We start from the raw sequence: 23,100 nt of genomic DNA on the forward strand, positions 1-23,100 counted from the left end.
CTGAGCGTTGCAGAACCGGATCAATGCGGGATCGGCTGCGCGGTCCCCGGATGGCATCGCCGCATCGGCGCGTAGGGCGGTTGCGGCGCCTGAAGATGTAGTTTAATGTTAAACTAGTTCTGGAACGCTTCTGCGCCGGGGGGATGCCATGGCCGCGAAAACTTTTGATCTTATCGTTATCGGTGCCGGACCGGGCGGCTATGTCGCCGCGATCCGCGGTGCGCAGCTGGGGCTGAAGGTGGCCGTGGTGGAGCGTGAACACCTCGGCGGCATCTGCCTGAACTGGGGCTGCATTCCGACCAAGGCGCTGCTGCGCTCGGCCGAGGTGTTCCATCTGATGGAGCGCGCCAAGGAGTTCGGCCTGTCGGCGGAGAAGATCGGTTACGATCTGGACGCGGTGGTGAAACGGTCGCGCGGGGTGGCGAAGCAGCTGTCCGGCGGCGTCGGCCATCTGCTGAAGAAGAACAAGGTCACCGTCCTCATGGGCGAGGCGACGCTGACGGCCAAGGGCAAGGTCAGCGTCAAGACCGACAAGGGCAGCGAGGAGCTGGAGGCGAAGAACATCATCCTTGCCACTGGCGCCCGGGCCCGCACCCTGCCGGGGCTGGAGGCCGACGGCGATCTGGTCTGGACCTACAAGCACGCGTTGAACCCGCCGCGAATGCCGCAGAAGCTGCTGGTGATCGGCTCCGGCGCGATCGGCATCGAATTCGCCAGCTTCTTCCACACGCTGGGGGCCGAGACCACGGTGGTCGAGGTGATGGACCGGGTGCTGCCGGTGGAGGACGCGGAGATCTCCGCCTTCGCCAAGAAGCAGTTCGTCAAGCAGGGCATGACCATCATGGAGAAATCCATGGTCAAGCAGCTGGACCGCGGGCAGGGCAAGGTGACCGCCCATATCGAGACCGGCGGCAAGGTCGAGAAACAGGAGTTCGATACCGTGATCTCGGCCGTGGGGATCGTCGGCAATGTCGAGAACCTTGGGCTGGAGGCGCTCGGGGTGAAGATCGACCGCACCCATGTGGTGGTCGATGAATACTGCCGTACCGGGGTCGAGGGGCTCTTTGCCATCGGCGATATCGCCGGCGCGCCCTGGCTGGCGCATAAGGCCAGCCATGAAGGCGTGATGGTGGCCGAGCTGATCGCCGGCGGCCATCCGCATGCGGTCCGGCCCGAAAGCATCGCCGGCTGCACCTATTGCCACCCGCAGGTGGCCTCGGTCGGCTATACCGAGGCGAAGGCGAAGGAACTGGGCTATGACGTCAAGGTCGGCCGCTTCCCCTTCATCGGCAACGGCAAGGCCATCGCGCTCGGCGAACCCGAGGGGATGATCAAGACCGTCTTCGACGCCAAGACCGGGGAGCTTCTGGGCGCCCATATGGTCGGTGCCGAGGTGACCGAGATGATCCAGGGCTATGTCGTGGGGCGGCAGCTGGAGACGACGGAAGAAGATCTGATGAACACCGTCTTCCCGCATCCGACGCTGAGCGAGGCGATGCATGAAGCGGTTCTGGACGCCTACGGGCGGGCGATCCACTTCTGATCGGTAATCTCTGATCCGTGGCAGCCGCCTTCGCCAATCGGTTCCGATCGGCGGTGGCGGCTGGGATATGAACGGGCCCCTTGCGGGGCGCGTGCCTCCGGCGGGGATATTTTCAGCCAGAAAAAGACCGGCGCGGAGAGAAGGGGTCGGGCGCGGCGATCAGAGCTTTTCGATCTGGCCGCCGGCGCGGATCCAATGGCCGAGCCCGCCGATATTGTGGACATCCTTGTAGCCGAGCTTTTCCAGCAGCGCCGCGGCGCGGCCCGACCGGCCGCCGCTGGCGCAGTAGCAGGCGATCCGGCTCTCCGGTGTCAGCTTGCCGCAGAACTCCGGGTGGCGCGGATCGCAGAGATCCTGCAGCCGCATCAGCGGGATGTGCAGCGCGCCCTTCGCCTTGCCGGAGGCGGCAACCTCGGCATGGTCGCGCACATCAATGACGATCACATCGCCCGCCGCTGCCGCCGCCACGGCCTCTTCTGCGCTCAGCCCGGGGGTGCGGGCCTGTCTGAAAAACATCATGTTCCTGCCTTTCGTGAAGATGCACGGTCGCCGGGGCGGCCGGGTGCCCATGATATAACATTCTGAAAAGTGAATACAAATGGGGGAGCCGGCAAAAACGCTTTCGTTCCCTCTTCGTTCGCTCTTTTCGGTTGGAGACTCGCGCTCGCTCGCCTATCTGTGGGGCAATCTAGGCGGGGATGTCATGGCCGAGCTGAAGAACATCGAAGTGCGCGGCGCGCGCGAACACAACCTCAAGAGCATCGACGTGGATATTCCGCGCGACGAGCTGGTGGTGATCACCGGCCTGTCGGGCTCGGGCAAATCCTCGCTCGCCTTCGATACCATCTATGCGGAAGGCCAGCGCCGCTATGTCGAGAGCCTCAGTGCCTATGCGCGGCAGTTCCTCGACATGATGGAGAAGCCCGATGTGGATCATATCAGCGGCCTGTCCCCGGCGATCTCCATCGAACAGAAGACCACCAGCAAGAACCCGCGCTCGACCGTCGGCACGGTGACCGAGATTTACGATTACTTGCGGTTGCTCTTCGCCCGCGCCGGCACCCCCTATAGCCCGGCCACCGGCCTGCCGATCGAGGCGCAGCAGGTGCAGGACATGGTCGACCGGGCGATGGGGCTGGAGGAGGGCACCCGTGGCTATCTGCTGGCGCCGATCGTCCGCGACCGCAAGGGCGAGTACAAGAAAGAGTTCCTGGAGCTGCGGAAACAGGGGGTCCAGCGGGTCAAGGTGGATGGCGCGTTCTATGAGCTGGACGAACCGCCGACGCTGGACAAGAAGTTCCGCCATGACATCGATGTGGTGGTCGACCGCATCGTCGTGCGCGAGGGGATGGAGACCCGGCTGGCCGACAGTTTCCGCACCGCTCTGGATCTGGCCGATGGCATCGCCATTCTGGAAACCGCGCCGCGCGACGGCGAGGGGGATCCGGAGCGGATCACTTTTTCCGAGAATTTCGCCTGTCCGGTCAGCGGCTTCACCATTCCGGAGATCGAGCCGCGGCTGTTTTCCTTCAACGCCCCCTATGGCGCCTGTCCCGACTGCGACGGGCTGGGGGTGGAGCTGTTCTTCGACGAGCGGCTGGTGGTGCCGGATCAGACGCTGAAGGTCGCCGACGGTGCGCTGGCGCCCTGGCGCAAGGGCAAGTCGCCCTATTTCCTGCAGACCATCGAGGCGATCGCCAAGCATTACGGTTTCGACAAGAACGCCCGCTGGAAGGATCTGCCGAAGAAGGTGCAGAAGGTGTTCCTCTACGGCTCCGATGAGGAGGAGATCGCCTTCCGCTATGACGAGGGCGGCCGGGTCTATCAGGTGTCGCGGGTGTTCGAAGGGGTCATCCCCAATATGGAACGGCGCTATCGCGAGACCGATTCCAACTGGGTGCGCGAGGAATTCGAACGCTATCAGAACAACCGCCCCTGTCACAGCTGCGGTGGCTACCGGCTGAAGCCGGAGGCGCTGGCGGTGAAGATCGGCGGGCTGCATGTCGGCCAGGTGGTGGAGATGTCGATCAAGCAGGCGCTGGCCTGGGTCGATACCGTGCCGGAGAGCCTGTCGGCGCAGAAGAACGAGATCGCCCGCGCGATCCTGAAGGAAATCCGCGAACGGCTGGGGTTCCTGAACAACGTCGGGCTGGATTACCTGACGCTCAGCCGCAATGCCGGCACGCTGTCGGGCGGCGAAAGCCAGAGGATCCGGCTGGCCAGCCAGATCGGCTCTGGTCTGACCGGGGTGCTCTATGTGCTGGACGAACCCTCCATCGGGCTGCATCAGCGCGATAACGACCGGCTGATCGAAACGCTGAAGAACCTGCGCGATCAGGGCAATACGGTGATCGTGGTGGAACATGACGAGGATATGATCCGGCAATCGGATTATGTCTTCGACATCGGCCCGGGGGCGGGGGTGCATGGCGGCCAGGTGGTTGCCCATGGTACGCCGCAGCAGATCGCCGCCGATGCGGCCTCGATCACCGGGCAATATCTGTCCGGCGCGCGGGAGATCGCCGTGCCAACAGAGCGGCGCCCGGGCAACGGCAAGGCGATCACCGTGGTCAAGGCCACCGGCAACAACCTGAAGAATGTCACCGCCGATTTCCCGCTGGGGCAATTCGTCTGCGTCACCGGCGTGTCGGGCGGCGGCAAGTCGACGCTGACGCTGGAGACGTTGTTCAAGACCGCCTCGATGCGGCTGAACGGCGCCCGCCAGACGCCGGCGCCCTGCGAGACGATCAAGGGGCTGGAGCTGCTCGACAAGGTGATCGATATCGACCAGCGGCCGATCGGGCGGACGCCACGGTCGAACCCGGCGACCTATACCGGCGCCTTCACCCCGATCCGCGATTGGTTCGCCGGCCTGCCGGAAGCGAAAGCGCGTGGCTATAAGCCCGGGCGGTTCAGCTTCAACGTCAAGGGTGGTCGCTGCGAGGCTTGCCAGGGCGACGGGGTGATCAAGATCGAGATGCACTTCCTGCCCGATGTCTATGTCACCTGCGAGACCTGCAAGGGCAAGCGGTATAACCGGGAAACCCTGGAAATTCAGTTCAAAGGCAAGAGCATCGCCGATGTTCTTGATATGACGGTTGAAGAGGCGCAGACCTTCTTCAAGGCGGTGCCCTCGATCCGCGAGAAGATGGATGCTCTGCAGCGTGTCGGGCTGGATTACGTCAAGGTCGGCCAGCAGGCGACGACGCTGTCGGGGGGCGAGGCGCAGCGGGTGAAACTGTCGAAAGAGCTGAGCCGGCGGTCAACCGGCCGCACCCTCTATATCCTCGACGAACCGACCACGGGGCTGCATTTCGAGGATGTGAAAAAGCTGCTCGAAGTGCTGCACGAGCTGGTCGATCAGGGCAATACGGTGGTGGTGATCGAACATAACCTCGACGTCATCAAGACGGCCGATCATATCATCGATATCGGGCCCGAGGGCGGCGATGGCGGCGGGGAGATCGTGGCCACCGGCACGCCGGAACAGGTGGCGGAGAACCCGCGCAGTCATACCGGGCGCTATCTGAAGCCGCTGCTCGATCCGAAACGCACGGCGGCGGAATGAGCGATCGCGGCAGCCTGGGGCTGGCGCTCGGCTCGGGCGGGGCCCGCGGCTGGTGCCATATCGGCGTCCTGCGCGCGCTGGAGGCGCAGGGCGTGCGTCCCGGGATGGTGGCGGGGTGTTCGATGGGGGCGCTGGTGGGGGCCGCCTGGGCGGCCGGGCAGCTCGATGCGCTGGAGGACTGGGCGCGGGGGCTGACCAGCACCAGCTTCATGTCGATGATCGATCTCAGGCTCGACCGCAGTGGCCTGATGCGCGGGGCGGCGATCATGGATCTGCTGCGCGATCTGGGGCTGCCCGAGACCATCGAGGAGCTGGAGGTGCCCTTTGCCGCTGTCGCTACCGATATGGAGACCGGGCGCGAGGTCTGGCTGCGCGAAGGGCCGTTGGTGGATGCGGTGCGCGCGTCGATTTCGTTGCCGGCGATTTTTCGGCCACATCGGGTGGATGGGCGCTGGCTGCTCGATGGCGGGCTGATCAACCCGGTGCCGGTGTCCGCGGCGCGGGCGCTGGGGGCGCGGCGGATCCTGTCGGTCAACCCCAACGACAAGGCGGGCGGGCCGCTCTGGACCCCGTCGGAGGGGCGGATGTGGTCGGCGTTGCGGGCGCCGGAACTGTTGGAGAAACTGCCCGATCCGCTGCGCCGCTGGCTGCCGGAGGCCGACAAGGGGCCGGAGGAGCCGGATTATTTCGATGTGGTCTCCACCTCGATCGACGTGCTCACCGAGTTCCTACGCAAGAGCCGCGAGGCCGCCGATCCCGCCGATCTGGCGCTGGCGGCGGATCTGACGGATATGTCGACGCTGGAGTTCTACCGCGCCGGTCATGCGATCTCAGAAGGCAACCGGATCGCCCGAGCGGCGCGCGACCGGATTGCCGAACTGGCGGGACCATAGCGCAGGCGTCCTGCAGGCAGGCGCGCTCTGTCCCTGGGGGGTGGTGATGGCCTCAGTCGGCCTCGTTGGTGCTGACGTTCAGCATCGAATAGATCGGGCAGGTGCCCAGCAGGCCGGAGGCCATCGGCAGCAGGCCCAGCAGAAAGATCCAGCCGTAGGACGTGCCGGAGAAGACGGTATAGGCAATCAGCATCGCGGCCCCCAGCAGGATGCGCCCGATGCGGTCGATATTTCCAAGATTACTGTTGAACATGAGTTTCCTCGTCGCCTGGCTTTGCCTCGGGTCAGCTTGGCGGCGGCCGGCTTAACGAAGAATGAAGGCCCGCATGGGGCCTTCATCTAAATCGCGACAATTCTCACGACATGCCGGGGCGGGGGCGGATCATCCCGCCGCCGTCAGTTCAGGATCGCGGCCACGGCCCCGATCAGGTTCAGTACCTTCATGGTGTCGCGGTCGACCAGATAGATATAGTCGCCGGAACGATAGTAGGTCTGGCGTGGATCGAGGCCGTAGCGATCGGGCCGTTCGATCAGGATATAGTCGCCGCGCAGGTAGTCGCCGCGGGTGTAGACATGATGGTGATCGTAATCATCATCATACCGCTGTTTTGCGTGCCCCGGCGGCTGGCAGCCGTTGCCTTTCTTGGCTAGGCCCGGCGGGCAGCCCTTGGGGCCGCCGGCCAGGGCGGCGGCTGGCATCACGGCGGGGGACAGGGCCAATGCGGTGGCCGCTGCCAGGATCGGGGTCATCAGGAACTTGTTGCGCATAGCTGCACCTCCTTTTGCCTGTCTGGGATGTGAGGGCAGTGGCGGGGGATGCCAAGCCGAGCCGCAGGGATAGAGACAAACGCGCGGCCTGTCGCCGGAAACCGGCGGCGGGTCCGGCGAAATGCCGCCGCCCGGACGCGGCGGCGATCACGACCCCGTGAGGAGCAGGCCGGGCGGCCGGTCGCCGCCCGATGCGTGGATCAGCTGCGGTGACGTTTCTCGAACCGCGGCAGCATGGCGCTGAAATCCATGCCCCTGCCATCTTCCTCCTCGACGAAGGTGGCATAGAGCGCTTCGGCCAGCTGCCCCATCGGCGTGTCGGCATCGGCGCTGCCGGCGGCCTGCTGGCTCAGCCGCAGGTCCTTCAGCATCAGCTCGGCGGCGAAGCCGGGCTTGTAATCGTTGTCCGCCGGGCTCGTGGGGCCGACTCCGGGGGCCGGGCAATAGGCGTTCATCGTCCAGCTGTAGCCGGAGGAGGTGGAGACCACATCGAACATCTTCTCGCGGTCGAGGCCCAGCTTGTCGGCCAGCGCGAAAGCCTCGCAGGTGGCGATCATGGTGACGCCGAGGATCATGTTGTTGCAGATCTTGGCGGCCTGACCGGCGCCGGGACCGCCGCAATGCACGGCCTTCTGCCCCATGATGTCGAACAGCGGCTTGACGACGGCAAAGGCGGGGGCAGAGCCGCCGGCCATGAAGGTCAGCGTGCCGGCCTGGGCGCCGCCGACGCCGCCGGACACCGGCGCATCCACCGCCAGCAACCCGGCGGCCTCGGCCTCGGCCGCGACGGCGCGGGCGCTGTCCACATCGACGGTGGAGCAATCGGCGAAGCAGGCGCCAGGCTTCATCGCCGGGATCACCTGAGCGGCCACATCGCGCAGGATCTGCCCGTTCGGCAGCATGGTGATCACCACATCGGCGCCGGTCGCCGCCTCGGCCGCGGTGGCGGCCATCTGCACGCCGTCAATCTCTACCGGCGCCATGTCGAAGCCGATCACCTCATGGCCGGGGGTGGCCAGATTGGCAGCCATCGGCGCGCCCATGTTGCCCAGACCGATAAACCCGATCCTCATCACTCTCTCCTCCCCTTCGAAAGTCAGCCCGTCCTCGCCCAGCGGGGCAAGCATGTGGCGCACGGCGGCATCGGGCAGGATGCCATCGGCGTGTTTCCATTGCGGGTTGCGGTCCTTGTCGATCAGCTGGGCGCGCACCCCTTCGAGAAAATCGCCATCCTCCATCGACCGCCAGGTGAAGCGGTATTCCAGCTCCAGCGCCTGACGGATCGTCGCCGCCTCGGCGCGCAGCCGCCGCAGCATCTCCAGGGTGCAGGCCATGGACAGCGGCGAATTGCGCCGCACCGCCTTCAGCGCGCTGGTCGCCAGCTCGCTGTCGGCGGCCTCCAGCGTGGCGCGCACCTCGTCCAGCGTCTCGGCGGCGAACAGCCTGTCGATCTCGTCCCGGGCCTCTGCCAGCGGCGCGGCGGGCGCGGGCTCGGCATGGGCGGCGACCTGCGCCACGTCGCCGGAGGCTTCGAGCAGTTCAATCAGATCGGCCCAGCGGTCGCGCGGGATGTAGTGGTCGGCGAAGCCTGCCAGGATCGTATCACCGGGGCCCATCCGGGCCGCCGTCAGCCCGAGGTATTCGCCCAGCCGCCCCGGCGCCCGCGACAGCAGATAGGTGCCGCCGACATCGGGGATCAGGCCGATCCCGGCCTCGGGCATGGCGATCTGGCTGGTTTCGCACACCACCCGGTGACCGCCGTGACAGCCGATGCCGACGCCGCCGCCCATGGTGAAGCCCTGCATCAGGCTGACCACCGGCTTGGGGTATTCGGCGATATAGGCGTTCAGCCGGTATTCGTCGCGCCAGAAGTCGCGCCCGTCGCGGTAGTTGCCCATGGTGCCGCTGCGATAGAGCGCGGCGACATCGCCGCCGGCGCAGAACGCCCGGTCGCCCTCGGCATCGATCACCACCAGGGCGATATCGTCGTCGCTTTCCCACTGCCGCATCGCCGCATCGATGGCCAGGCACATGTCGTAGTTCAGCGCATTCAGCGCCTGCGGACGGGTGAAGGTGATGCGCCCGGCGCGGCCGGTGACGCGGATGTCGATATCGCTGCTCATGACAGTGGCGCCTTTCAGCGGTTGGCCAGCATATGGCGCGCGACGATCACGCGCATGATTTCATTGGTGCCTTCGAGGATCTGGTGGACCCGAAGATCGCGCACCAGCTTCTCGATCCCGTAGTCGGCGAGATAGCCATAGCCACCGTGCAGCTGCAGGCACTGATCGACCACCTTCGACCCGGCCTCGGTGACGAATTTCTTCGCCATGGCGCAGAATTTGCTGGCGTCGGCCGTGCCCTGATCCAGTTTCCAGGCGGCCTGTCGCAGGAAGGTGCGGGCGGCCTGCAGCTCGATCTCCATATCCGCCAGCCGGAACTGCAGCGCCTGGAACTGATCGATGGGCTGGCCGAAGGCCTTGCGCTCGGACATGTACTGCAGCGTCAGGTTCAGCGCGGTCTGCGCCGCCCCCAGCGAACAGGAGGCGATATTGAGCCGGCCACCGTCGAGCCCCATCATCGCGTATTTGAAGCCGTCGCCCTCGGTTCCGATCAGATTGTCGGCCGCCACCTTGCAATCGTCGAACTGCACTTGGGCGGTGGGTTGGCTGCGCCATCCCATCTTGTCCTCAAGACCGCCGAAGCTGAGCCCGGGGGTGCCGTCCTCGACATAGAGGCTGGAGATCCCCTTGGGACCGTCGCCGCCGGTGCGCACCATGCAGACATAGGCATCGGAATAGCCGCCGCCGGAGATGAAGGCCTTGGTGCCGTTGAGCACATAGCCTTCGTTGGTCTCCTCCGCCCGGGTCTTCAGCGCCGCCGCGTCGGAGCCCGATCCCGGTTCGGTCAGGCAGTAGGACAGCACCGTGTTGAGGCTGAGCACATCGGGCATCACCCGCGCCTTCAGCGCCTCGCTGGCGAAGCTGTCGATCATCTTGGCGCACATGTTGTGGATCGACAGGAAGGCCGCCACCGAGGGGCAAGCCATGCTGAGCGCCTCGAACACCAGCGTCGCGTCCAGCCGGCTGAGCCCGGCGCCGCCGCCGTCCTCGCTGACATAGAGCCCGCCGAAGCCGAGCTCGCCGACCTCGGGCCAGAGCTGTTTCGGAATCGTGCCCTGGGCTTCCCAGTCACGGGCGAAGGGTGCAATCTTCTCCTGCCCGAACGCATGGGCCATGTCGAAGATCGCGGTCTGTTCCTCGGTCAGTGCAAAATCCACGCTACGCCTCCCCTCGGTCGTGTGAATTGAACGGTCGTTTTATTCCTACCTCTTGCAGGAATGCCGCATCAAGTCTCATTCCCGCAAATTGCCTTTGCAGAATTGTCGCGACGCCGGCAGCATGACCCAGAGCGCCGGCGCGGCAAAGGTCGAAAACTGCTGCCAAGGTTGTTCCTGACGACCCGGGACTTGACGTCGGCGCGGCGCAGCCGGGGCGCGGATCACAGGTCGGCGTGGAATTCCTCGATCAGATGGCGCACCACGGCCCGGGCCGGATCGGCGCCGCGCGCCGCCGCCTCGGCATGGACCCGGCGCTGCCGGGCGGCGCTGGTGCCACCTTCGGCCAGCCGGCGCAGCCCGGCGATCTCGGCATGGGTTCCCAGCGCCTCGGCATCCTCGGCCAGAAGCCCGCTCAGCTCCTCGATCGTCTGCAGCATCGGCTTGATCTGCCGTTCGCCGAAATCGATCAGCCCCTCGCTGGTGCCATAGCGCTGTGCCCGCCAACGGTTTTCCGCGATCAGGAAGCGGTCGAACTCACGCCAGCCGACGTTGCGCGCCCGCAGCCGCATCAGCATCCGGATCAGCGCCTGGGTCAGCGCCGCCAGCGCCAGCGCATCCTCCAGCCGGGGCGAGACATCCATGATCCGGGTCTCAAGCGTCGGAAACCGGTGCGAGGGGCGCAGATCCCACCAGATCTTGGTGGTATCCTCGATCACCCCGAGGTCGATCAGCGCGCCGGTGGTGCTCTCGTAATCGGCCCAGCTGGCGAAACGCGGTGGCAGGCCGGTGCGCGGCAGGTTGTCGAAGACCGACAGCCGGTAGGAGGCAAGGCCGGTATCCTCCCCCTGCCAGAACGGCGACGAGGTGGACAGCGCGAGGAGATGCGGCAGGAAATAGCTGAGCTGCGGCATCAGCGCCACCCGCAGCGCCGGATCCTCGATCCCCACATGCACATGCATGCCGCAGATCAGCATCCGCCGGGCGACGCCCCCCAGCGCATCCTGAAGGCTGTCATAGCGATCCTTGCGGGTGTGATGCTGCGCCTTCCAGTCGGCGAAAGGGTGGCAGCTGACCGCCAGCGGCGCCAGATTGTGTTCGGCGGCACGTTTCGCCACGGTGGCGCGCAGGCGGCGCAGGTCCTCGCGCGCCTCGGCGATACTGGTGCAGACCCGTGTGCCGACCTCGATCTGGCATTGCAGGAACTCGGGGCTGACCTGGCCCTCCATATCGTCCTGGCAGGCTCGCATCAGCGCCTCGGGCGCCTCGGCCAGATCCAGGCTGTCGCGGTCGACCAGCAGGTATTCCTCTTCGATGCCCAGGGTATAGCTCGTCTGCATGTGGACGCGGCGCTCCTCTCTGCGGTCGCGGTCCTCGGGGACCCCGTGATCCGGATCCAGTGAACCGCGCGCGGGCCCGAAAGCCAAGCGAAAAGCCGGGTGAAAAGCCTGGCGGCGCGGCATCGGCGGTTGCGGCCCCGGGGCGGGGAAGGCTAAGCAGCCGGGGCCAGATGGCTGCCCCCGCGCGGCAGTGTCGCGGCAAAGACGCAGGAACCACGGAGAGCCCGAGCCATGCCCAAGCCCCAGCCCCCTGAGATCGGTCCGCTGATCGACCGTCTGGACCCGGCGCGGCGGCGCCGGCTGGCGCGCTCGCTGGCCGAGGCCGAGACCGAACAGGCCCGGTTGCGCGCCTTCGAGGCTGCCGGCGGGCTCGACCGTCCGGCCTATGCGCTGTCACCGGGCATGGCGGAGGTCGATCTGGCGCCGATGATCGCCGGCGCGCGGACCCATGCCGCGGCGCTGGCGGGGCTGATGGACGCGGCGGGCAGCGAGAGCGGCTATCGCGCCGGCAACGGCTATTTCGACCGGCCGGATGCCGAGGCGCTCTATCTGATGATCCGCCGCTTTGCCCCGACGCGGGTGGTGGAGGTCGGCTGCGGCCATTCCACCCGCATCACCCGCCAGGCGATCCGCGATGGCGGGCTGGAGACCGAGCTTTTGGCCATCGACCCCTGGCCGCGCGCCGATATCGCCGATGCGGTCGACCGCTTCGAACAGAGCCCGGTCGAAACCGCCGATCCGGAGATCTTCGCGGCACTCGGCGCTGGCGATGTCCTGTTCATCGATTCCAGCCACCAGCTGCGGATCGGCAACGATGTGGCGCATCTCTTCTGCCGTATCCTGCCGGCGCTGGCACCGGGGGTGGTGATCCACGTCCACGATGTCTTCCTGCCCTATGAATACCCCAAGCGGTTCTTCTACGACTGCCCTTCCTGGGGGGAGCAATACATGCTGCACGGGGTGCTGCAGGGCGGCGGATACGAGATTCTCTGGCCGGGCTATTACCTGCAACAGGCCGATGCCGCGGCGGTGGCGGCACTGCCCTTCCTCGCCGAGGGGCGGGCGCAGAGCTTCTGGATGCGCAAGCGGTAGGGGTCTTTTTCTGGCCGTAAATGTCCCTGCCGGAGGCACGCGCCGCAGGCGCATTCGAACCGGTCGGGCTCTGCGGCTGCACCAGCAAGACAAAGGGCGGCCCGATGGACCGCCCCGACGTCTCTCGCAAAGGGTCTGGCGCTTACAGCAGCCGCACCTGGGTGCCGATCTGCACCAACGGATAGAGCGCCTCGACATGCTGGTTGTAAAGCCCGATGCAGCCGGACGAGCTCTGGCGGCCGATCTTGCGGGTATCATGGGTGCCGTGCACCAGATAGGCCGGCCAGTCCAGGTACATCGCGCGGGTACCCAGCGGGTTGCCGGGGCCGCCCTTCATATGGGCGGGAAGGCTGGGATCGCGTTCGCGCATCGATGGCGTCGGGGTCCAGCCCGGGTTCTCGGCCTTGCGCACGACCTTGGTATAGCCGCGGCGGGTCAGCTCTTCGCTCAGCGGCACGGAGGAGGGGTAGAGGCGATAGGTCTCGCCATCGGGGCCCCAGTAATGCACCGCGCGGCTGTCGATATCGGCCAGTAGGCAGCCGACGCCGAGGCTGTCGAAGTGATCCTCCCAATGCTGTTCGCGGAAGGAGGAGATATTGCGCCGTACCGGGAATTTGTCCCGGATCGCAGGTTCGTCCTGCGGGAAGGCGTCGGAGGATTGGGCGCGCAGCAGGGCCGGGGTCGCCAGGGTCACGGCGGCGCCGAGCAGCGCGCTGCGGCGGGTCATGCGGGAACTGGACATGGGCTCGAACCTCAAGAAATAGTGTTACGGGCAAAGATGTATTCAATTTCCCCGATGCAGGCCAGAGGCGAGCGGCGTCTGCGCCGGGTTCTCACGCCTTTGTTAGGGCCTGTGTGCGCAGAATGCCGCCGGTTTTCGCAGGGCCGGCCCTCTCGCGCCCTGGCCGGTGGCCACGGTTACTTGCGAACCGGCAGCGCCAGCAGGTCGGCGAAGCGGCGTTCGGGCTGGCCCAGCAGCTCCAGCGCCTGGGCCTCGTCGTCCTGAATCAGCGCGATCATCGAATCGAAGGGCTCCCAGGAGCGCAGCGCCAGCAGGGCGAAATCGCGCGCCAGCGGCGTCGGGGCGTAATAGACCATCAGCGTCTGCGTGCCATTGGCGGCGAAGACATCGGCCTTCTGCGCCTGAACCTGCATCAGCTTGGCGAAATCCTGTTCGAACCCGGTCACCGACCCCAGATCGACCAGCTGTTTCTGGCCCGGGCGGGTGTCGGGCAGGGCGGCATATCGGGCGAAAGCCTCGAGCGTTTCATCGAGGCGGGCAAAACCGGAATAGCGGACATAGACCAGACCGCGATCCGGGAAGATGCGGAACGAAACGGACATCGCAACACCAGAACGTAAAAAAGGCCGGCAGAGCCGGCCTTTTCAGAAATCACGGTTTGACCAACCGGTCAATGGCGCAGATCAGTCCATCGCCTTGAAGTGGAATTCGCCACCTTCTTTCAGACCGCTCGGCCAGCGCGCGGTGACCGTTTTGGTGCGGGTGTAGAATTTGAAGGCGTCGGGGCCATGCTGGTTCAGGTCGCCGAAGGCAGATTTCTTCCAGCCGCCGAAGGTGTGATAGGCCAGCGGCACCGGGATCGGCACGTTGATGCCCACCATGCCGATGTTGATCCGGCTGGCGAAGTCGCGGGCGGTGTCGCCGTCGCGGGTGAAGATCGCGGTGCCGTTGCCCATCTCGTGATCCATCGCCAGCTTCAGCGCTTCCTCATAGGACTGGGCGCGGACGGTCGACAGCACCGGGCCGAAGATCTCCTGCTTGTAGATGTCCATGTCGGGGGTCACCTTGTCGAACAGGTGCGGGCCGACGAAGAAGCCGTCCTCATAGCCCTGCAGCGCGAAATCGCGGCCGTCGACGACCAGTTCCGCGCCTTGCTCAACGCCGGCGTTGACGAGGCCGAGGATTTTCTCCTTGGCGGCGGCGGTCACCACCGGGCCATAATCGACATCGTCACCGGCGGTGTAGGGGCCGACTTTCAGCTTCTCGATGCGGGGCACCAGTTTCTCGATCAGGCGGTCGGCGGTTTCATCGCCCACCGGCACCGCGACCGAGATCGCCATGCAGCGTTCGCCAGCGGCACCGTAACCGGCCCCGACCAGCGCATCGGCGGCCTGGTCCATATCGGCGTCGGGCATGATGATCATGTGGTTCTTGGCGCCGCCGAAGCATTGCACCCGCTTGCCGTTGGAGCAGCCGCGGCCATAGATGTATTCGGCGATCGGGGTGGAGCCGACGAAGCCCACCGACTGGATCACCGGGTGATCGAGGATCGCGTCGACCGCTTCCTTGTCGCCGTTGACCACCTGCAGGATGCCCTTGGGCAGGCCGGCTTCTTCCAGCAGTTCGGCCAGCATCAGCGGCACCGAGGGCGCGCGTTCGGAGGGCTTTAGGATGAAGGCGTTGCCGCAGGCGATGGCCGGGGCGAACATCCACATCGGGATCATGGCGGGGAAGTTGAACGGGGTGATGCCGGCGGAGACGCCGAGCGGCTGGCGCATCGAATACATGTCGATGCCGGGGCCGGCGCCATCGGTGAATTCACCCTTCAGCATCTGCGGTGCGCCGATGCAGTATTCGACCACTTCCAGACCGCGCTGCACGTCGCCCTTGGCGTCGGGGATGGTCTTGCCGTGTTCGCGCGACAGCGCTTCGGCCAGCTTGTCCATGTCGCGGTTCAGCAGGTCGACGAATTTCATCAGTACGCGGGCGCGGCGCTGCGGGTTGGTCGCGGCCCAGCCCTTTTGCGCATCGGCGGCGATGCTGACGGCCAGGGCCAGTTCCTCGACGTTGGCCAGCGGGGCCTTTGCCTGAACTTCGCCGGTGGCGGGGTTGAAGACATCGGCGAACCGGCCGGACTGACCTTTGACGTGGGCGCCGTTGATATAATGTGTGAGTTCCTGCATCGGACCTCTCCTCCGTATCAGACTGGCGGCAAGATAGGCTTGCAAAAATCCCTTGAACAGGGGCAAGAAGCCAAAAAGGCTTTGCAGTTCTGCAAGAGAAGGCAGCGCGGATGGACCCCCAGTGGAACGATATGAAGGTGTTTCTGGCGGTGGCGCGCGAGGAAAGCCTGTCGGGCGCCGGGCGGGTGCTGAAGCTCGACCCGGCCACGGTGGGGCGCCGGGTGGCGCGGCTGGAGCAGGCGCTGGGGGCGACGCTCTTCGTCAAATCGCCGCAGGGCTACACGCTGACGGCAGCCGGCGAACGGCTGATGGGTCATGGCGAGGCGGTGGAAACCGCGATGCGCATGGCCACCGACGCGCTGGCCGGCCCGGAGGACAGCCTGTCGGGGCAGGTGCGGATCGGCGCGCCGGACGGTTGTGCCAACTACATCCTGCCGCAGGTCTGCGCCCGGATCGGCGCCGCGCATCCCGATCTGGATATCCAGATCGTGGCGCTGCCGCGGGTGGTGAACCTGTCGCGGCGCGAGGCCGATATGGCGATTACCGTCAGCGCCCCGACCGCCGGGCAATTGCTGGTGCAGAAGATCACCGACTACCGGCTGATCATGGTCGCCTCGGAGCGTTGGCTGGCGGATCATCCGGCGCCGCGCGATGTCGCCGATCTGAAGAGCGCGCGGATGATTGGCTACGTGCCCGAGATGATTTTTGACGAAGAGCTGGACTACCTCTCCGATCTGGGGGTGAGCCGGGTGCCGCTGGCCTCCAATTCGGTGCCGGTTCAGGCCCGGATGACCGAGCTCGGCGCCGGGCTGAGCGTGGTGCATGAGTTCTGCCTGCCGTTCCATCCCGGCCTGCGGCGGGTGCTGGCCGATCAGGTCGGGCTGGACCGCGCGTTCTATCTGGTGCGTCATCAGGGGGCGGAACGCAGCGCCCGGCTGACCCGCTTCGCCCAGCTGCTGCGCGAGGAGGTGAAAGCCGAGGTTGCCCGGCTGGAGGGCAGGGGCTGAGCCGGGGGCAGCTGTGGAAACCTGTCTGTAATCGGCGGCTTGACAGAACCTCATTGTGCGGCAACGCTTGCAGATAGACCATTATCTAGCGAGAGGAGGCGCCGGAAATGCTCGTTCAAACCATCCTCAAGAACAAGGCCACCGCCGATGTGGTGTCCATCCGCTCCGACGCCAGCGTGTCCGATGCGGCCAAGCTTCTGGCGGAAAACCACATCGGTTCGGTGGTGGTGTCGGATGACGGCAACACGCTGCTGGGGATCCTGTCGGAACGCGATATCGTCCGCGAACTGGCCCGGGTCGGCAGCGGCTGTCTGACCGCCGATGTGGGCACCTACATGACCCGCAAGCTGGTCACCTGCACCAGCCAGTGCAGCGTCGAGGAGGTGATGCAGCGGATGACCGACGGCCGGTTCCGCCACATGCCGGTGGTCGAGGACGGCACCCTGGTCGGCATCGTCACCATCGGCGACCTGGTCAAGGCACAGCTGTCCGAACTGGCGATGGAGAAAACCGCCCTTGAGGGCATGATCATGGGTCATTGATCGGGGTGGACAGAAGGTAATTCTGTTGCGACCGGGCCGGAGCGCCCTTGCAAATTGTTGCTCTGTCGTGTTGCTTGCGCTGCAGGAGCAAAAAGGCAGGAGGACGCCATGCGCGTAGCGCTCTATCCGGGAACCTTCGACCCGGTCACCTTGGGGCATATCGACATCATCAGCCGGGCGGCGGTGATGGTCGACAAGCTGGTGATCGGTGTTGCGATCAACCGGGACAAGGGCCCGCTCTTCACGCTGGAAGAGCGCGTGGAGATGGTCGAATACGAATGCGTGGCGCTGTCCGAAAAGACCGGCACGCAGATCGTCGTCCATCCCTTTGAAAACCTGCTGATCGACTGCGCCCATGATGTGGGGGCGCAGCTGATCGTGCGGGGGCTGCGCGCGGTGGCGGATTTCGAATATGAATTCCAGATGGTCGGCATGAACCGGGCGCTGGATGCCAGTGTCGAAACCGTCTTTCTGATGGCCGATGCCCGGCGTCAGGCGATCGCCTCGAAACTGGTGAAGGAAATCGCCCGGCTCGACGGCGACGTGTCGAAATTCGTCACCCCCCGGGTGAACGATGCGCTGATGAAGCGGCTCGGCAAGGTCTGAGCCCTTCGGGCCCGGGCCCGCTCCGGGCTCATCATCGTGCAGATGCAGATGTCAGATGCAGACGTCAGGCGGCCCCGTGGGGCCGCTTTTCGCATGTGCCGGGGACTCAGCGCCAGAAGGCCATCCACTCCAGCATGTCGGCGAATTTCTTGGCCAGAAACACCAGGTGGACGGTGCCAAAGACGGAGATGTCGACCACCAGCGCGGCCACGATGATCAGGCCCAGCACCAGGGCGATTTTATCCGTCATGGCTGATCCGTCAAATGAACTGCACCCGGTCAGATATGCCTGACCGGGTGCTGTCATACAAGCGTCTAGGCGCGGGCGTCCAGGCGCGGGGTGTGCTTGGCCCGGGGGCTCAGCCCAGTTTGCCCATGGCGACGGCCACATCGGCCATACGCACCGAGAAGCCCCATTCGTTGTCGTACCAGCTGAGCACGCGCACCATCCGGCCGCCAACCACGCGGGTCTGGTCCGGTGCGAAGATCGAGCTTTCGGAGCTGTGGTTGAAATCGGTGGAGACCAGCGGCGCCGGCTCATAGCCCAGGACACCCTTCATCGGGCCTTCGGCAGCGGCCTTCATGATCTCGTTGATCTCTTCGGCGGTGACGTCGCGGCCGGCGCGGAAGGTCAGGTCGACGGCGGAGACATTCGGCACCGGCACCCGCAGGGCGGAGCCATCCAGCTTGCCCTTCATGTTGGGCAGCACCTCGCCCAGGGCCTTGGCGGCGCCGGTCGAGGTCGGGATGATCGACATCGCCGCGGCACGGGCGCGATAGAGGTCCTTGTGGCGGCGGTCCAGCGTCGGCTGGTCGCCGGTATAGGCGTGGATCGTGGTCATGATGCCGCTTTCGATGCCGACACCCTCGTCCAGCACCTTGGCCAGAGGCGCCAGGCAGTTGGTGGTGCAGGAGCCGTTCGACACCATCAGGTCACCGGCGGTCAGCTCGGCGTCGTTGACCCCGAAGACGATGGTCTTGTCGACGTTCTTGCCCGGGGCCGACAGCAGCACTTTCTTGGCGCCGCGCTCCAGGTGGGTCTTGGCCTTCTCGCCATCGTTGAACTTGCCGGTGCATTCCAGCACGACGTCACAGCCGTCCCAGTCGAGCTCGTTCATGTCGTAGGTCGAATACATCTGCATCGGGCCACGGCCCAGATCCATGGTGCCGTCGCCCAGGGTGATCTCACCGGGGAAGCGGCCATGCACGCTGTCGTATTTGATCAGGTGGGCTGCCGTGTCCAGCGGGCCGGTGGCGTTCACCTTGATCACTTCGATGTCGTCGCGGCCCGAGGCTGCGATATGCGACAGGGTACAACGGCCGATACGGCCGAACCCGTTGATCCCGACTTTGATGGTCATGACAAGCTCCACTGAAAATTCTCGGCCGTGCTATAGCTGCCGGGGGGCGGGCCCAAAAGGGGGAATATGGCGGAATTCGAGACTGTTAGCGCAAAACCGGCCGGGTTCCGCCACGGTGGCGCTAACGCTTGCAGCGCAATGGCATTAAGTTAGGCTTTCCGGGAAACAGGCAGGAACGGGAAAGCGGGATGAGCGGACTTCTGGCATTGCTGGACGATGTGGCGGCACTGGCCAAGGTGGCGGCGGCCTCGGTCGACGATGTGGCGGCCTATGCCTCCAAGGCCGGGGCCAAGGCGGCCGGCGCAGTGATCGACGATGCCGCGGTGACGCCGAAATACGTGCATGGGTTCGAGGCCAGCCGCGAGCTGCCGATCATCTGGCGCATCACCAAGGGATCGCTGAGGAACAAGCTGGTGTTTCTGCTGCCGGCGGCGCTGGCGCTGTCGAGCTTCGCACCCGGGGCGATCGCGCCGCTGCTGATGCTGGGCGGCGGCTATCTCTGCTTCGAGGGGGCGGAAAAGATCCTCCATGCGCTGCGTCCCCACGCCGAGGCCGCCGGCGCGACGACGGAGGAGCCCGCCGATCCCGCGCATCTGGAAGAGGCCAAGGCGCAGGGCGCCATCAAGACGGATTTCATCCTCTCGGCCGAGATCATGACCATCGCGCTGTCGGAAATCCCGCAGGCCGGTCTGGCGACGGAGGCGGCGGCGCTGGCGGTGGTCGCGGTGGGCATCACCGCGGTGGTCTATGGCGCGGTGGCGCTGATCGTGAAGGCCGACGACGTCGGGCTGCACCTGGCGGCAATGGGACGGCTGGGTCTGACCCGGGCGGTCGGGCGCGGGCTGGTGCGGGGCATGCCGGGGTTCATGAAACTGCTCAGCACCGTCGGCACTGCGGCGATGCTCTGGGTCGGCGGGTCGATCATCGTGCACGGGGTGGGGGAGCTGGGCTGGCACCTGCCCGAGGAGCTGATCCATCAGGCCGCCGTGGCGGCAGGCCATCTGGTCCCGGCGGCGGCGGTCGGCGCGGTGGAATGGATCGTCAAGGCGGCGATCGACGGGGTGTTGGGGCTGGCGCTCGGGTATGTCCTGCTGCCGGTGGCGACCGGGGTGATCGCGCCGCTCTGGCGGCGTGTCAGCGGTGGCAAATCTGCTGCGCATTGATCCGGGGCGCATTGATCCCGGGCGCGCCTGCCGGGGCGCTTATCATCCTGACTGCCAACGAAAAACGCCCCGCGAGATCGCGGGGCGTTTTCTGTATCCGGATCGAAGCCGCAATCAGCGGTTTTCGATATCCACGTAGTCGCGCATGGTCTCGCCCAGATAGAGCTGACGCGGACGACCGATCTTGTGCTGCGGATCGGAGAACTGCTCTTTCCACTGCGAGATCCAGCCGACGGTGCGCGACAGCGCGAAGATCGGGGTGAACATCGCGGTCGGGAAGCCCATCGCCTCGAGGATGATGCCCGAGTAGAAGTCGACGTTCGGGAACAGTTTCTTCTCGGCGAAATACGGATCTTCCAGCGCCTGTTTTTCCAGTTCCTTGGCGACCTGCAGGATCGGGTTGTTTTCGATCCCCAGCAGATCCAGAACCTCGTCGGCGGACTGTTTCATCACCTTCGCGCGCGGGTCGAAGTTCTTATAGACCCGGTGGCCGAAGCCCATCAGACGGAACGGATCGTTCTTGTCCTTGGCGCGGGCGATGAATTCCGGAATGCGGTCGACGCTGCCGATTTCCTTCAGCATCTCCAGGCAGGCCTGGTTGGCGCCGCCGTGGGCCGGACCCCAGAGACAGGCGATGCCGGCTGCGATACAGGCGAAGGGGTTTGCCCCGGAAGAGGACGCCAGACGCACGGTCGAGGTCGAGGCGTTCTGTTCGTGGTCCGCATGCAGGGTGAAGATCCGGTCCATGGCGCGGGCCAGGATCGGGTTGACTTCATATTCCTCGGCCGGCACGGCGAAGCACATGCGCAGGAAGTTCGAGGCATAGTCGATGTCGTTGCGCGGATACACGAAGGGCTGGCCGATGGTGTATTTGTAGGCCATGGCCGCGATCGTCGGCATCTTGGCGATCAGGCGGATCGAGGCGACCTCGCGCTGCCAGGGATCGTTGATGTCGGTCGAGTCGTGGTAGAAGGCGGACATGGCGCCAACCACACCGACCATGATCGCCATCGGGTGGGCATCGCGGCGGAAGCCGGTGAAGAACCGGTGCATCTGCTCGTGCACCATCGTGTGACGGGTCACGCGGGTTTCGAAATCTTCCAGCTGGGTCGCGGTCGGCAGTTCGCCGTAGAGCAGCAGATAGCAGACTTCGAGATAATGCGATTTCTCGGCCAGCTGGTCGATCGGATAGCCGCGGTGCAGCAGCTCGCCCTTGTCGCCATCAATGAAGGTGATGGTGCTGTCGCAGCTTGCGGTCGAGGTGTAGCCGGGATCGTAGGTGAACACACCCGCCTGGGCATAGAGCTTGCGGATGTCGAGCACATCAGGGCCAACCGTCGGTGACAGGACCGGCAACTCGTAGGAATTGCCTTCCAGAGTCAGCGTGGCGGTTTTCTTCTCTTCGGTCATTGAAGTCCCTTCCTCTTATAGGCACGGGTCGCAAACCGCAGACCCCGCGCGAGCGGATTCTGCACCACGGGTGCAGAGCCGATCTTCATTCGCTGCGGAAGAGCCGGTCAGTTCGACCCGACGCGTCCGGCAGCATCCCTGAGACGGGCCAGGGTTTCGTCCCGGCCCAGAACAAGCATCATGTCGAACACCGAAGGGGTCACCGCGCGGCCGGCCAGAGCGGCCCTGAGGGGGCCTGCCAGCTTGCCGAATTTGGTGCCCTGGTTTTCGGCGAAAGCGCCCAGAGTCGCCTCCAGATCGTTTCGCGTCCAGCTAGCACTTTGCAACTGCGGCGTCAATTCGGACAGTATACCATTGGATACCGTTTCCAGCGCCTTGGCCGCTTTCTCGTCCGGCTCAACCGGCCGGCTGACCAGGGCAAAATGCGCTTTTTCCAACAGTTCCGGGAAGGTACGGGCCCGCTCCTTGAGGCAAAACATCGCTGTTTCCAAGGCTTTGCCCTGCGCTTCCGTCAGGGCCGGCAGGCCGGCCGCGGCCAGGTAGGCCTCGGCTTCCTGCCGCAGCGCGGCGTCATCGCTAACGGAAATGTGTTGGCCGCAGAGATTCTCCAGCTTCTTCATATCGAACCGCGCCGGGCTCTTGCCGATACCGTCGAGGTCGAACCAGGCCTTGGCCTGATCGTCGGTAAAGAATTCGTCGTCGCCATGGCTCCAGCCCAGGCGCGCCAGATAGTTGCGCATGCCGGCGGCCGGGAAGCCCATGGCCTGATATTCCTGTGCCCCCAAGGCGCCATGGCGTTTCGACAGCTTCTTGCCGTCGGGCCCGTGGATCAGCGGGATATGTGCCCAGACCGGCACGTCCCAGCCCATCGCCTCGTAGATCATCATCTGGCGGGCGGCGTTGTTCAGGTGATCGTCGCCGCGGATCACATGGGTCACCCCCATGTCGTGATCGTCGACCACCACCGCCAGCATATAGACCGGGGTGCCGTCGGAGCGCAGCAGGATCATGTCGTCCAGCTGGTCGTTGCGAATCGTGACCTCGCCCTGCACCCGGTCGCGGATCACCGTGCTGCCCGCCTGCGGCGCCCTGATGCGGATGACATAGGGGGCATCCGGATAGGTCGCCGGATCGGCGTCGCGCCAGGGGCTGCGGAACAGTGTGCTCTTGCCCTCGGCCCGGGCCGCCTCGCGAAAGGCGGCGATCTCCTCCTGGGTGGAGAAGCACTTGTAGGCCTTGCCCTCGGCCAGCAGCTGTTGCGCCACTTCGGCATGGCGGGGCGCCCGTTCGAATTGGCTGATCGGCTCATCGTCCCAGTCGAGCCCGAGCCAGGTCAGACCCTGCAGGATGGCGGCGGTCGCTTCGGGGGTGGAGCGTTCGCGGTCGGTATCCTCGATCCGCAGCAGGAACTTACCGCCGCGGCCACGGGCATAGAGCCAGTTGAACAGCGCGGTGCGGGCGCCACCGATATGCAGAAAGCCGGTGGGAGAGGGAGCGAAGCGGGTGACGACCTGATCGGAGGACATAGGACGTTTACCTTTTGGTAACCTTAAGGGGGGTAGCGTGTTGCCGCCTGTCTAACGGCAGGGGCGGCGGGGGGCAAGC

21 protein-coding genes and 1 pseudogene are annotated in these 23,100 nt (G+C 65.5%); 8 read left to right on the forward strand and 14 right to left on the reverse strand.

The features are described from left to right. Positions 1-148: 148 nt before the first annotated feature. On the forward strand, positions 149-1,543 hold the full coding sequence (gene lpdA / locus QO033_RS01875) for a dihydrolipoyl dehydrogenase (protein ID WP_284479217.1): 1,395 nt from the start codon (positions 149-151) through the stop codon (positions 1,541-1,543). 159 nt (positions 1,544-1,702) lie between these two features. Here the strand turns inward: lpdA and QO033_RS01880 are convergent, their stop codons facing one another. Next, the gene (locus QO033_RS01880; protein WP_284479218.1) at positions 1,703-2,062 is read right to left on the reverse strand and encodes a rhodanese-like domain-containing protein; all 360 of its coding nucleotides are present in this window, start codon (positions 2,060-2,062) and stop codon (positions 1,703-1,705) included. Positions 2,063-2,246: 184 nt separating this feature from the next. Between QO033_RS01880 and uvrA the strand changes: the two genes are divergently transcribed. After that, a complete protein-coding gene (gene uvrA, locus QO033_RS01885) occupies positions 2,247-5,111 on the forward strand; it encodes an excinuclease ABC subunit UvrA (protein ID WP_284479219.1) in 2,865 nt (954 codons plus the stop codon). Continuing rightward, on the forward strand, positions 5,108-6,004 hold the full coding sequence (locus tag QO033_RS01890) for a patatin-like phospholipase family protein (RefSeq protein ID WP_284479220.1): 897 nt from the start codon (positions 5,108-5,110) through the stop codon (positions 6,002-6,004). The genes uvrA and QO033_RS01890 overlap by 4 nt, the downstream gene beginning before the upstream one ends. A 52-nt stretch (positions 6,005-6,056) precedes the next feature. Here the strand turns inward: QO033_RS01890 and QO033_RS01895 are convergent, their stop codons facing one another. From QO033_RS01895 to QO033_RS01915, 6 genes and pseudogenes are all read right to left on the reverse strand, one after another. Further along, positions 6,057-6,257 (reverse strand): YgaP family membrane protein, encoded by a 201-nt coding sequence (locus QO033_RS01895; RefSeq protein ID WP_284479221.1) that lies wholly within the window; start codon positions 6,255-6,257, stop codon positions 6,057-6,059. A 143-nt stretch (positions 6,258-6,400) separates the two neighbouring features. After that, positions 6,401-6,772, reverse strand: a complete 372-nt coding sequence (locus QO033_RS01900) for an excinuclease ABC subunit A (RefSeq protein ID WP_284479222.1) — start codon at positions 6,770-6,772, stop codon at positions 6,401-6,403. A gap of 200 nt (positions 6,773-6,972) precedes the next feature. Beyond that, positions 6,973-7,845, reverse strand: coding sequence for a 3-hydroxyisobutyrate dehydrogenase (gene mmsB, locus QO033_RS25235; protein WP_321170039.1), 873 nt, complete (start codon positions 7,843-7,845; stop codon positions 6,973-6,975). 102 nt (positions 7,846-7,947) lie between these two features. Next, positions 7,948-8,895: pseudogene (locus QO033_RS25240) on the reverse strand (enoyl-CoA hydratase/isomerase family protein); the annotation flags it as partial. Between the two features lie 14 nt (positions 8,896-8,909). After that, positions 8,910-10,052 carry an acyl-CoA dehydrogenase family protein gene (locus QO033_RS01910; RefSeq protein ID WP_284479224.1) on the reverse strand — a complete coding sequence of 381 codons (1,143 nt, stop codon included), beginning with the start codon at positions 10,050-10,052 and terminating at the stop codon, positions 8,910-8,912. 221 nt (positions 10,053-10,273) lie between these two features. Continuing rightward, complete coding sequence (locus QO033_RS01915) at positions 10,274-11,389, reverse strand: carboxylate-amine ligase (protein ID WP_284479225.1); 1,116 nt, start codon at positions 11,387-11,389, stop codon at positions 10,274-10,276. 231 nt (positions 11,390-11,620) lie between these two features. Here QO033_RS01915 and QO033_RS01920 point away from each other — a divergent pair, with 231 nt between their 5' ends. Then, positions 11,621-12,481, forward strand: coding sequence for a class I SAM-dependent methyltransferase (locus tag QO033_RS01920; protein ID WP_284479226.1), 861 nt, complete (start codon positions 11,621-11,623; stop codon positions 12,479-12,481). A 142-nt stretch (positions 12,482-12,623) separates the two neighbouring features. Here the strand turns inward: QO033_RS01920 and QO033_RS01925 are convergent, their stop codons facing one another. From QO033_RS01925 to QO033_RS01935, 3 genes are all read right to left on the reverse strand, one after another. Next, a complete protein-coding gene (locus QO033_RS01925) occupies positions 12,624-13,223 on the reverse strand; it encodes a L,D-transpeptidase (protein WP_284479227.1) in 600 nt (199 codons plus the stop codon). 176 nt (positions 13,224-13,399) lie between these two features. Continuing rightward, positions 13,400-13,825, reverse strand: a complete 426-nt coding sequence (locus QO033_RS01930; RefSeq protein WP_284479228.1) for a hypothetical protein — start codon at positions 13,823-13,825, stop codon at positions 13,400-13,402. Positions 13,826-13,906: 81 nt separating this feature from the next. After that, entirely contained in the window at positions 13,907-15,406 is a 1,500-nt protein-coding gene (locus QO033_RS01935; RefSeq protein ID WP_284479229.1) for a CoA-acylating methylmalonate-semialdehyde dehydrogenase, read from the reverse strand. Positions 15,407-15,516: 110 nt separating this feature from the next. Between QO033_RS01935 and QO033_RS01940 the strand changes: the two genes are divergently transcribed. The 3 genes from QO033_RS01940 to coaD all read left to right on the forward strand — a co-directional run bounded on the left by QO033_RS01940 (position 15,517) and on the right by coaD (position 17,561). Beyond that, positions 15,517-16,413 (forward strand): LysR family transcriptional regulator, encoded by an 897-nt coding sequence (locus QO033_RS01940; RefSeq protein ID WP_284479230.1) that lies wholly within the window; start codon positions 15,517-15,519, stop codon positions 16,411-16,413. Positions 16,414-16,520: 107 nt separating this feature from the next. Beyond that, positions 16,521-16,955 carry a CBS domain-containing protein gene (locus QO033_RS01945; protein ID WP_284479231.1) on the forward strand — a complete coding sequence of 145 codons (435 nt, stop codon included), beginning with the start codon at positions 16,521-16,523 and terminating at the stop codon, positions 16,953-16,955. A 108-nt stretch (positions 16,956-17,063) separates the two neighbouring features. Continuing rightward, complete coding sequence (coaD, locus tag QO033_RS01950; RefSeq protein WP_284479232.1) at positions 17,064-17,561, forward strand: pantetheine-phosphate adenylyltransferase; 498 nt, start codon at positions 17,064-17,066, stop codon at positions 17,559-17,561. A 106-nt stretch (positions 17,562-17,667) separates the two neighbouring features. On the opposite strand, the gene QO033_RS01955 is transcribed toward coaD, so the two are convergent. Further along, complete coding sequence (locus QO033_RS01955) at positions 17,668-17,811, reverse strand: hypothetical protein (protein WP_284479233.1); 144 nt, start codon at positions 17,809-17,811, stop codon at positions 17,668-17,670. Between the two features lie 109 nt (positions 17,812-17,920). After that, positions 17,921-18,922, reverse strand: a complete 1,002-nt coding sequence (gene gap, locus QO033_RS01960) for a type I glyceraldehyde-3-phosphate dehydrogenase (protein WP_284479234.1) — start codon at positions 18,920-18,922, stop codon at positions 17,921-17,923. A gap of 188 nt (positions 18,923-19,110) precedes the next feature. On the opposite strand from gap, the gene QO033_RS01965 reads away from it, so the two are divergent. Next, entirely contained in the window at positions 19,111-20,085 is a 975-nt protein-coding gene (locus QO033_RS01965) for a DUF808 domain-containing protein (RefSeq protein ID WP_284479235.1), read from the forward strand. Between the two features lie 114 nt (positions 20,086-20,199). Here QO033_RS01965 and gltA read toward each other — a convergent pair whose 3' ends face one another. Next, positions 20,200-21,495 carry a citrate synthase gene (gltA, locus tag QO033_RS01970; protein WP_284479236.1) on the reverse strand — a complete coding sequence of 432 codons (1,296 nt, stop codon included), beginning with the start codon at positions 21,493-21,495 and terminating at the stop codon, positions 20,200-20,202. A 107-nt stretch (positions 21,496-21,602) separates the two neighbouring features. Further along, positions 21,603-23,021 carry a glutamate--tRNA ligase gene (gltX, locus tag QO033_RS01975; RefSeq protein WP_284479237.1) on the reverse strand — a complete coding sequence of 473 codons (1,419 nt, stop codon included), beginning with the start codon at positions 23,019-23,021 and terminating at the stop codon, positions 21,603-21,605. Positions 23,022-23,100: the final 79 nt, after the last annotated feature.

It is taken from the genome of Pseudodonghicola flavimaris (assembly GCF_030164425.1).
Taxonomy (GTDB): Bacteria; Pseudomonadota; Alphaproteobacteria; order Rhodobacterales; family Rhodobacteraceae; genus Pseudodonghicola; species Pseudodonghicola flavimaris.

Excerpts from the sequence above, each read along its gene's own strand:
- lpdA (WP_284479217.1), top strand. The coding sequence starts at position 149 with ATGGCCGCGAAAACTTTTGATCTTATCGTTATCGGTGCCGGACCGGGC.
- QO033_RS01880 (WP_284479218.1), bottom strand. The coding sequence starts at position 2,062 with ATGATGTTTTTCAGACAGGCCCGCACCCCCGGGCTGAGCGCAGAAGAG.
- gltX (WP_284479237.1), bottom strand. The coding sequence starts at position 23,021 with ATGTCCTCCGATCAGGTCGTCACCCGCTTCGCTCCCTCTCCCACCGGC.
- uvrA (WP_284479219.1), top strand. The coding sequence starts at position 2,247 with ATGGCCGAGCTGAAGAACATCGAAGTGCGCGGCGCGCGCGAACACAAC.
- QO033_RS01935 (WP_284479229.1), bottom strand. The coding sequence starts at position 15,406 with ATGCAGGAACTCACACATTATATCAACGGCGCCCACGTCAAAGGTCAG.
- QO033_RS01945 (WP_284479231.1), top strand. The coding sequence starts at position 16,521 with ATGCTCGTTCAAACCATCCTCAAGAACAAGGCCACCGCCGATGTGGTG.
- QO033_RS01930 (WP_284479228.1), bottom strand. The coding sequence starts at position 13,825 with ATGTCCGTTTCGTTCCGCATCTTCCCGGATCGCGGTCTGGTCTATGTC.
- QO033_RS01900 (WP_284479222.1), bottom strand. The coding sequence starts at position 6,772 with ATGCGCAACAAGTTCCTGATGACCCCGATCCTGGCAGCGGCCACCGCA.
- QO033_RS01920 (WP_284479226.1), top strand. The coding sequence starts at position 11,621 with ATGCCCAAGCCCCAGCCCCCTGAGATCGGTCCGCTGATCGACCGTCTG.
- QO033_RS01925 (WP_284479227.1), bottom strand. The coding sequence starts at position 13,223 with ATGTCCAGTTCCCGCATGACCCGCCGCAGCGCGCTGCTCGGCGCCGCC.
- coaD (WP_284479232.1), top strand. The coding sequence starts at position 17,064 with ATGCGCGTAGCGCTCTATCCGGGAACCTTCGACCCGGTCACCTTGGGG.
- QO033_RS01890 (WP_284479220.1), top strand. The coding sequence starts at position 5,108 with ATGAGCGATCGCGGCAGCCTGGGGCTGGCGCTCGGCTCGGGCGGGGCC.
- mmsB (WP_321170039.1), bottom strand. The coding sequence starts at position 7,845 with ATGAGGATCGGGTTTATCGGTCTGGGCAACATGGGCGCGCCGATGGCT.
- QO033_RS01895 (WP_284479221.1), bottom strand. The coding sequence starts at position 6,257 with ATGTTCAACAGTAATCTTGGAAATATCGACCGCATCGGGCGCATCCTG.
- gltA (WP_284479236.1), bottom strand. The coding sequence starts at position 21,495 with ATGACCGAAGAGAAGAAAACCGCCACGCTGACTCTGGAAGGCAATTCC.
- QO033_RS01965 (WP_284479235.1), top strand. The coding sequence starts at position 19,111 with ATGAGCGGACTTCTGGCATTGCTGGACGATGTGGCGGCACTGGCCAAG.
- QO033_RS01915 (WP_284479225.1), bottom strand. The coding sequence starts at position 11,389 with ATGCAGACGAGCTATACCCTGGGCATCGAAGAGGAATACCTGCTGGTC.
- gap (WP_284479234.1), bottom strand. The coding sequence starts at position 18,922 with ATGACCATCAAAGTCGGGATCAACGGGTTCGGCCGTATCGGCCGTTGT.
- QO033_RS01940 (WP_284479230.1), top strand. The coding sequence starts at position 15,517 with ATGGACCCCCAGTGGAACGATATGAAGGTGTTTCTGGCGGTGGCGCGC.
- QO033_RS01955 (WP_284479233.1), bottom strand. The coding sequence starts at position 17,811 with ATGACGGATAAAATCGCCCTGGTGCTGGGCCTGATCATCGTGGCCGCG.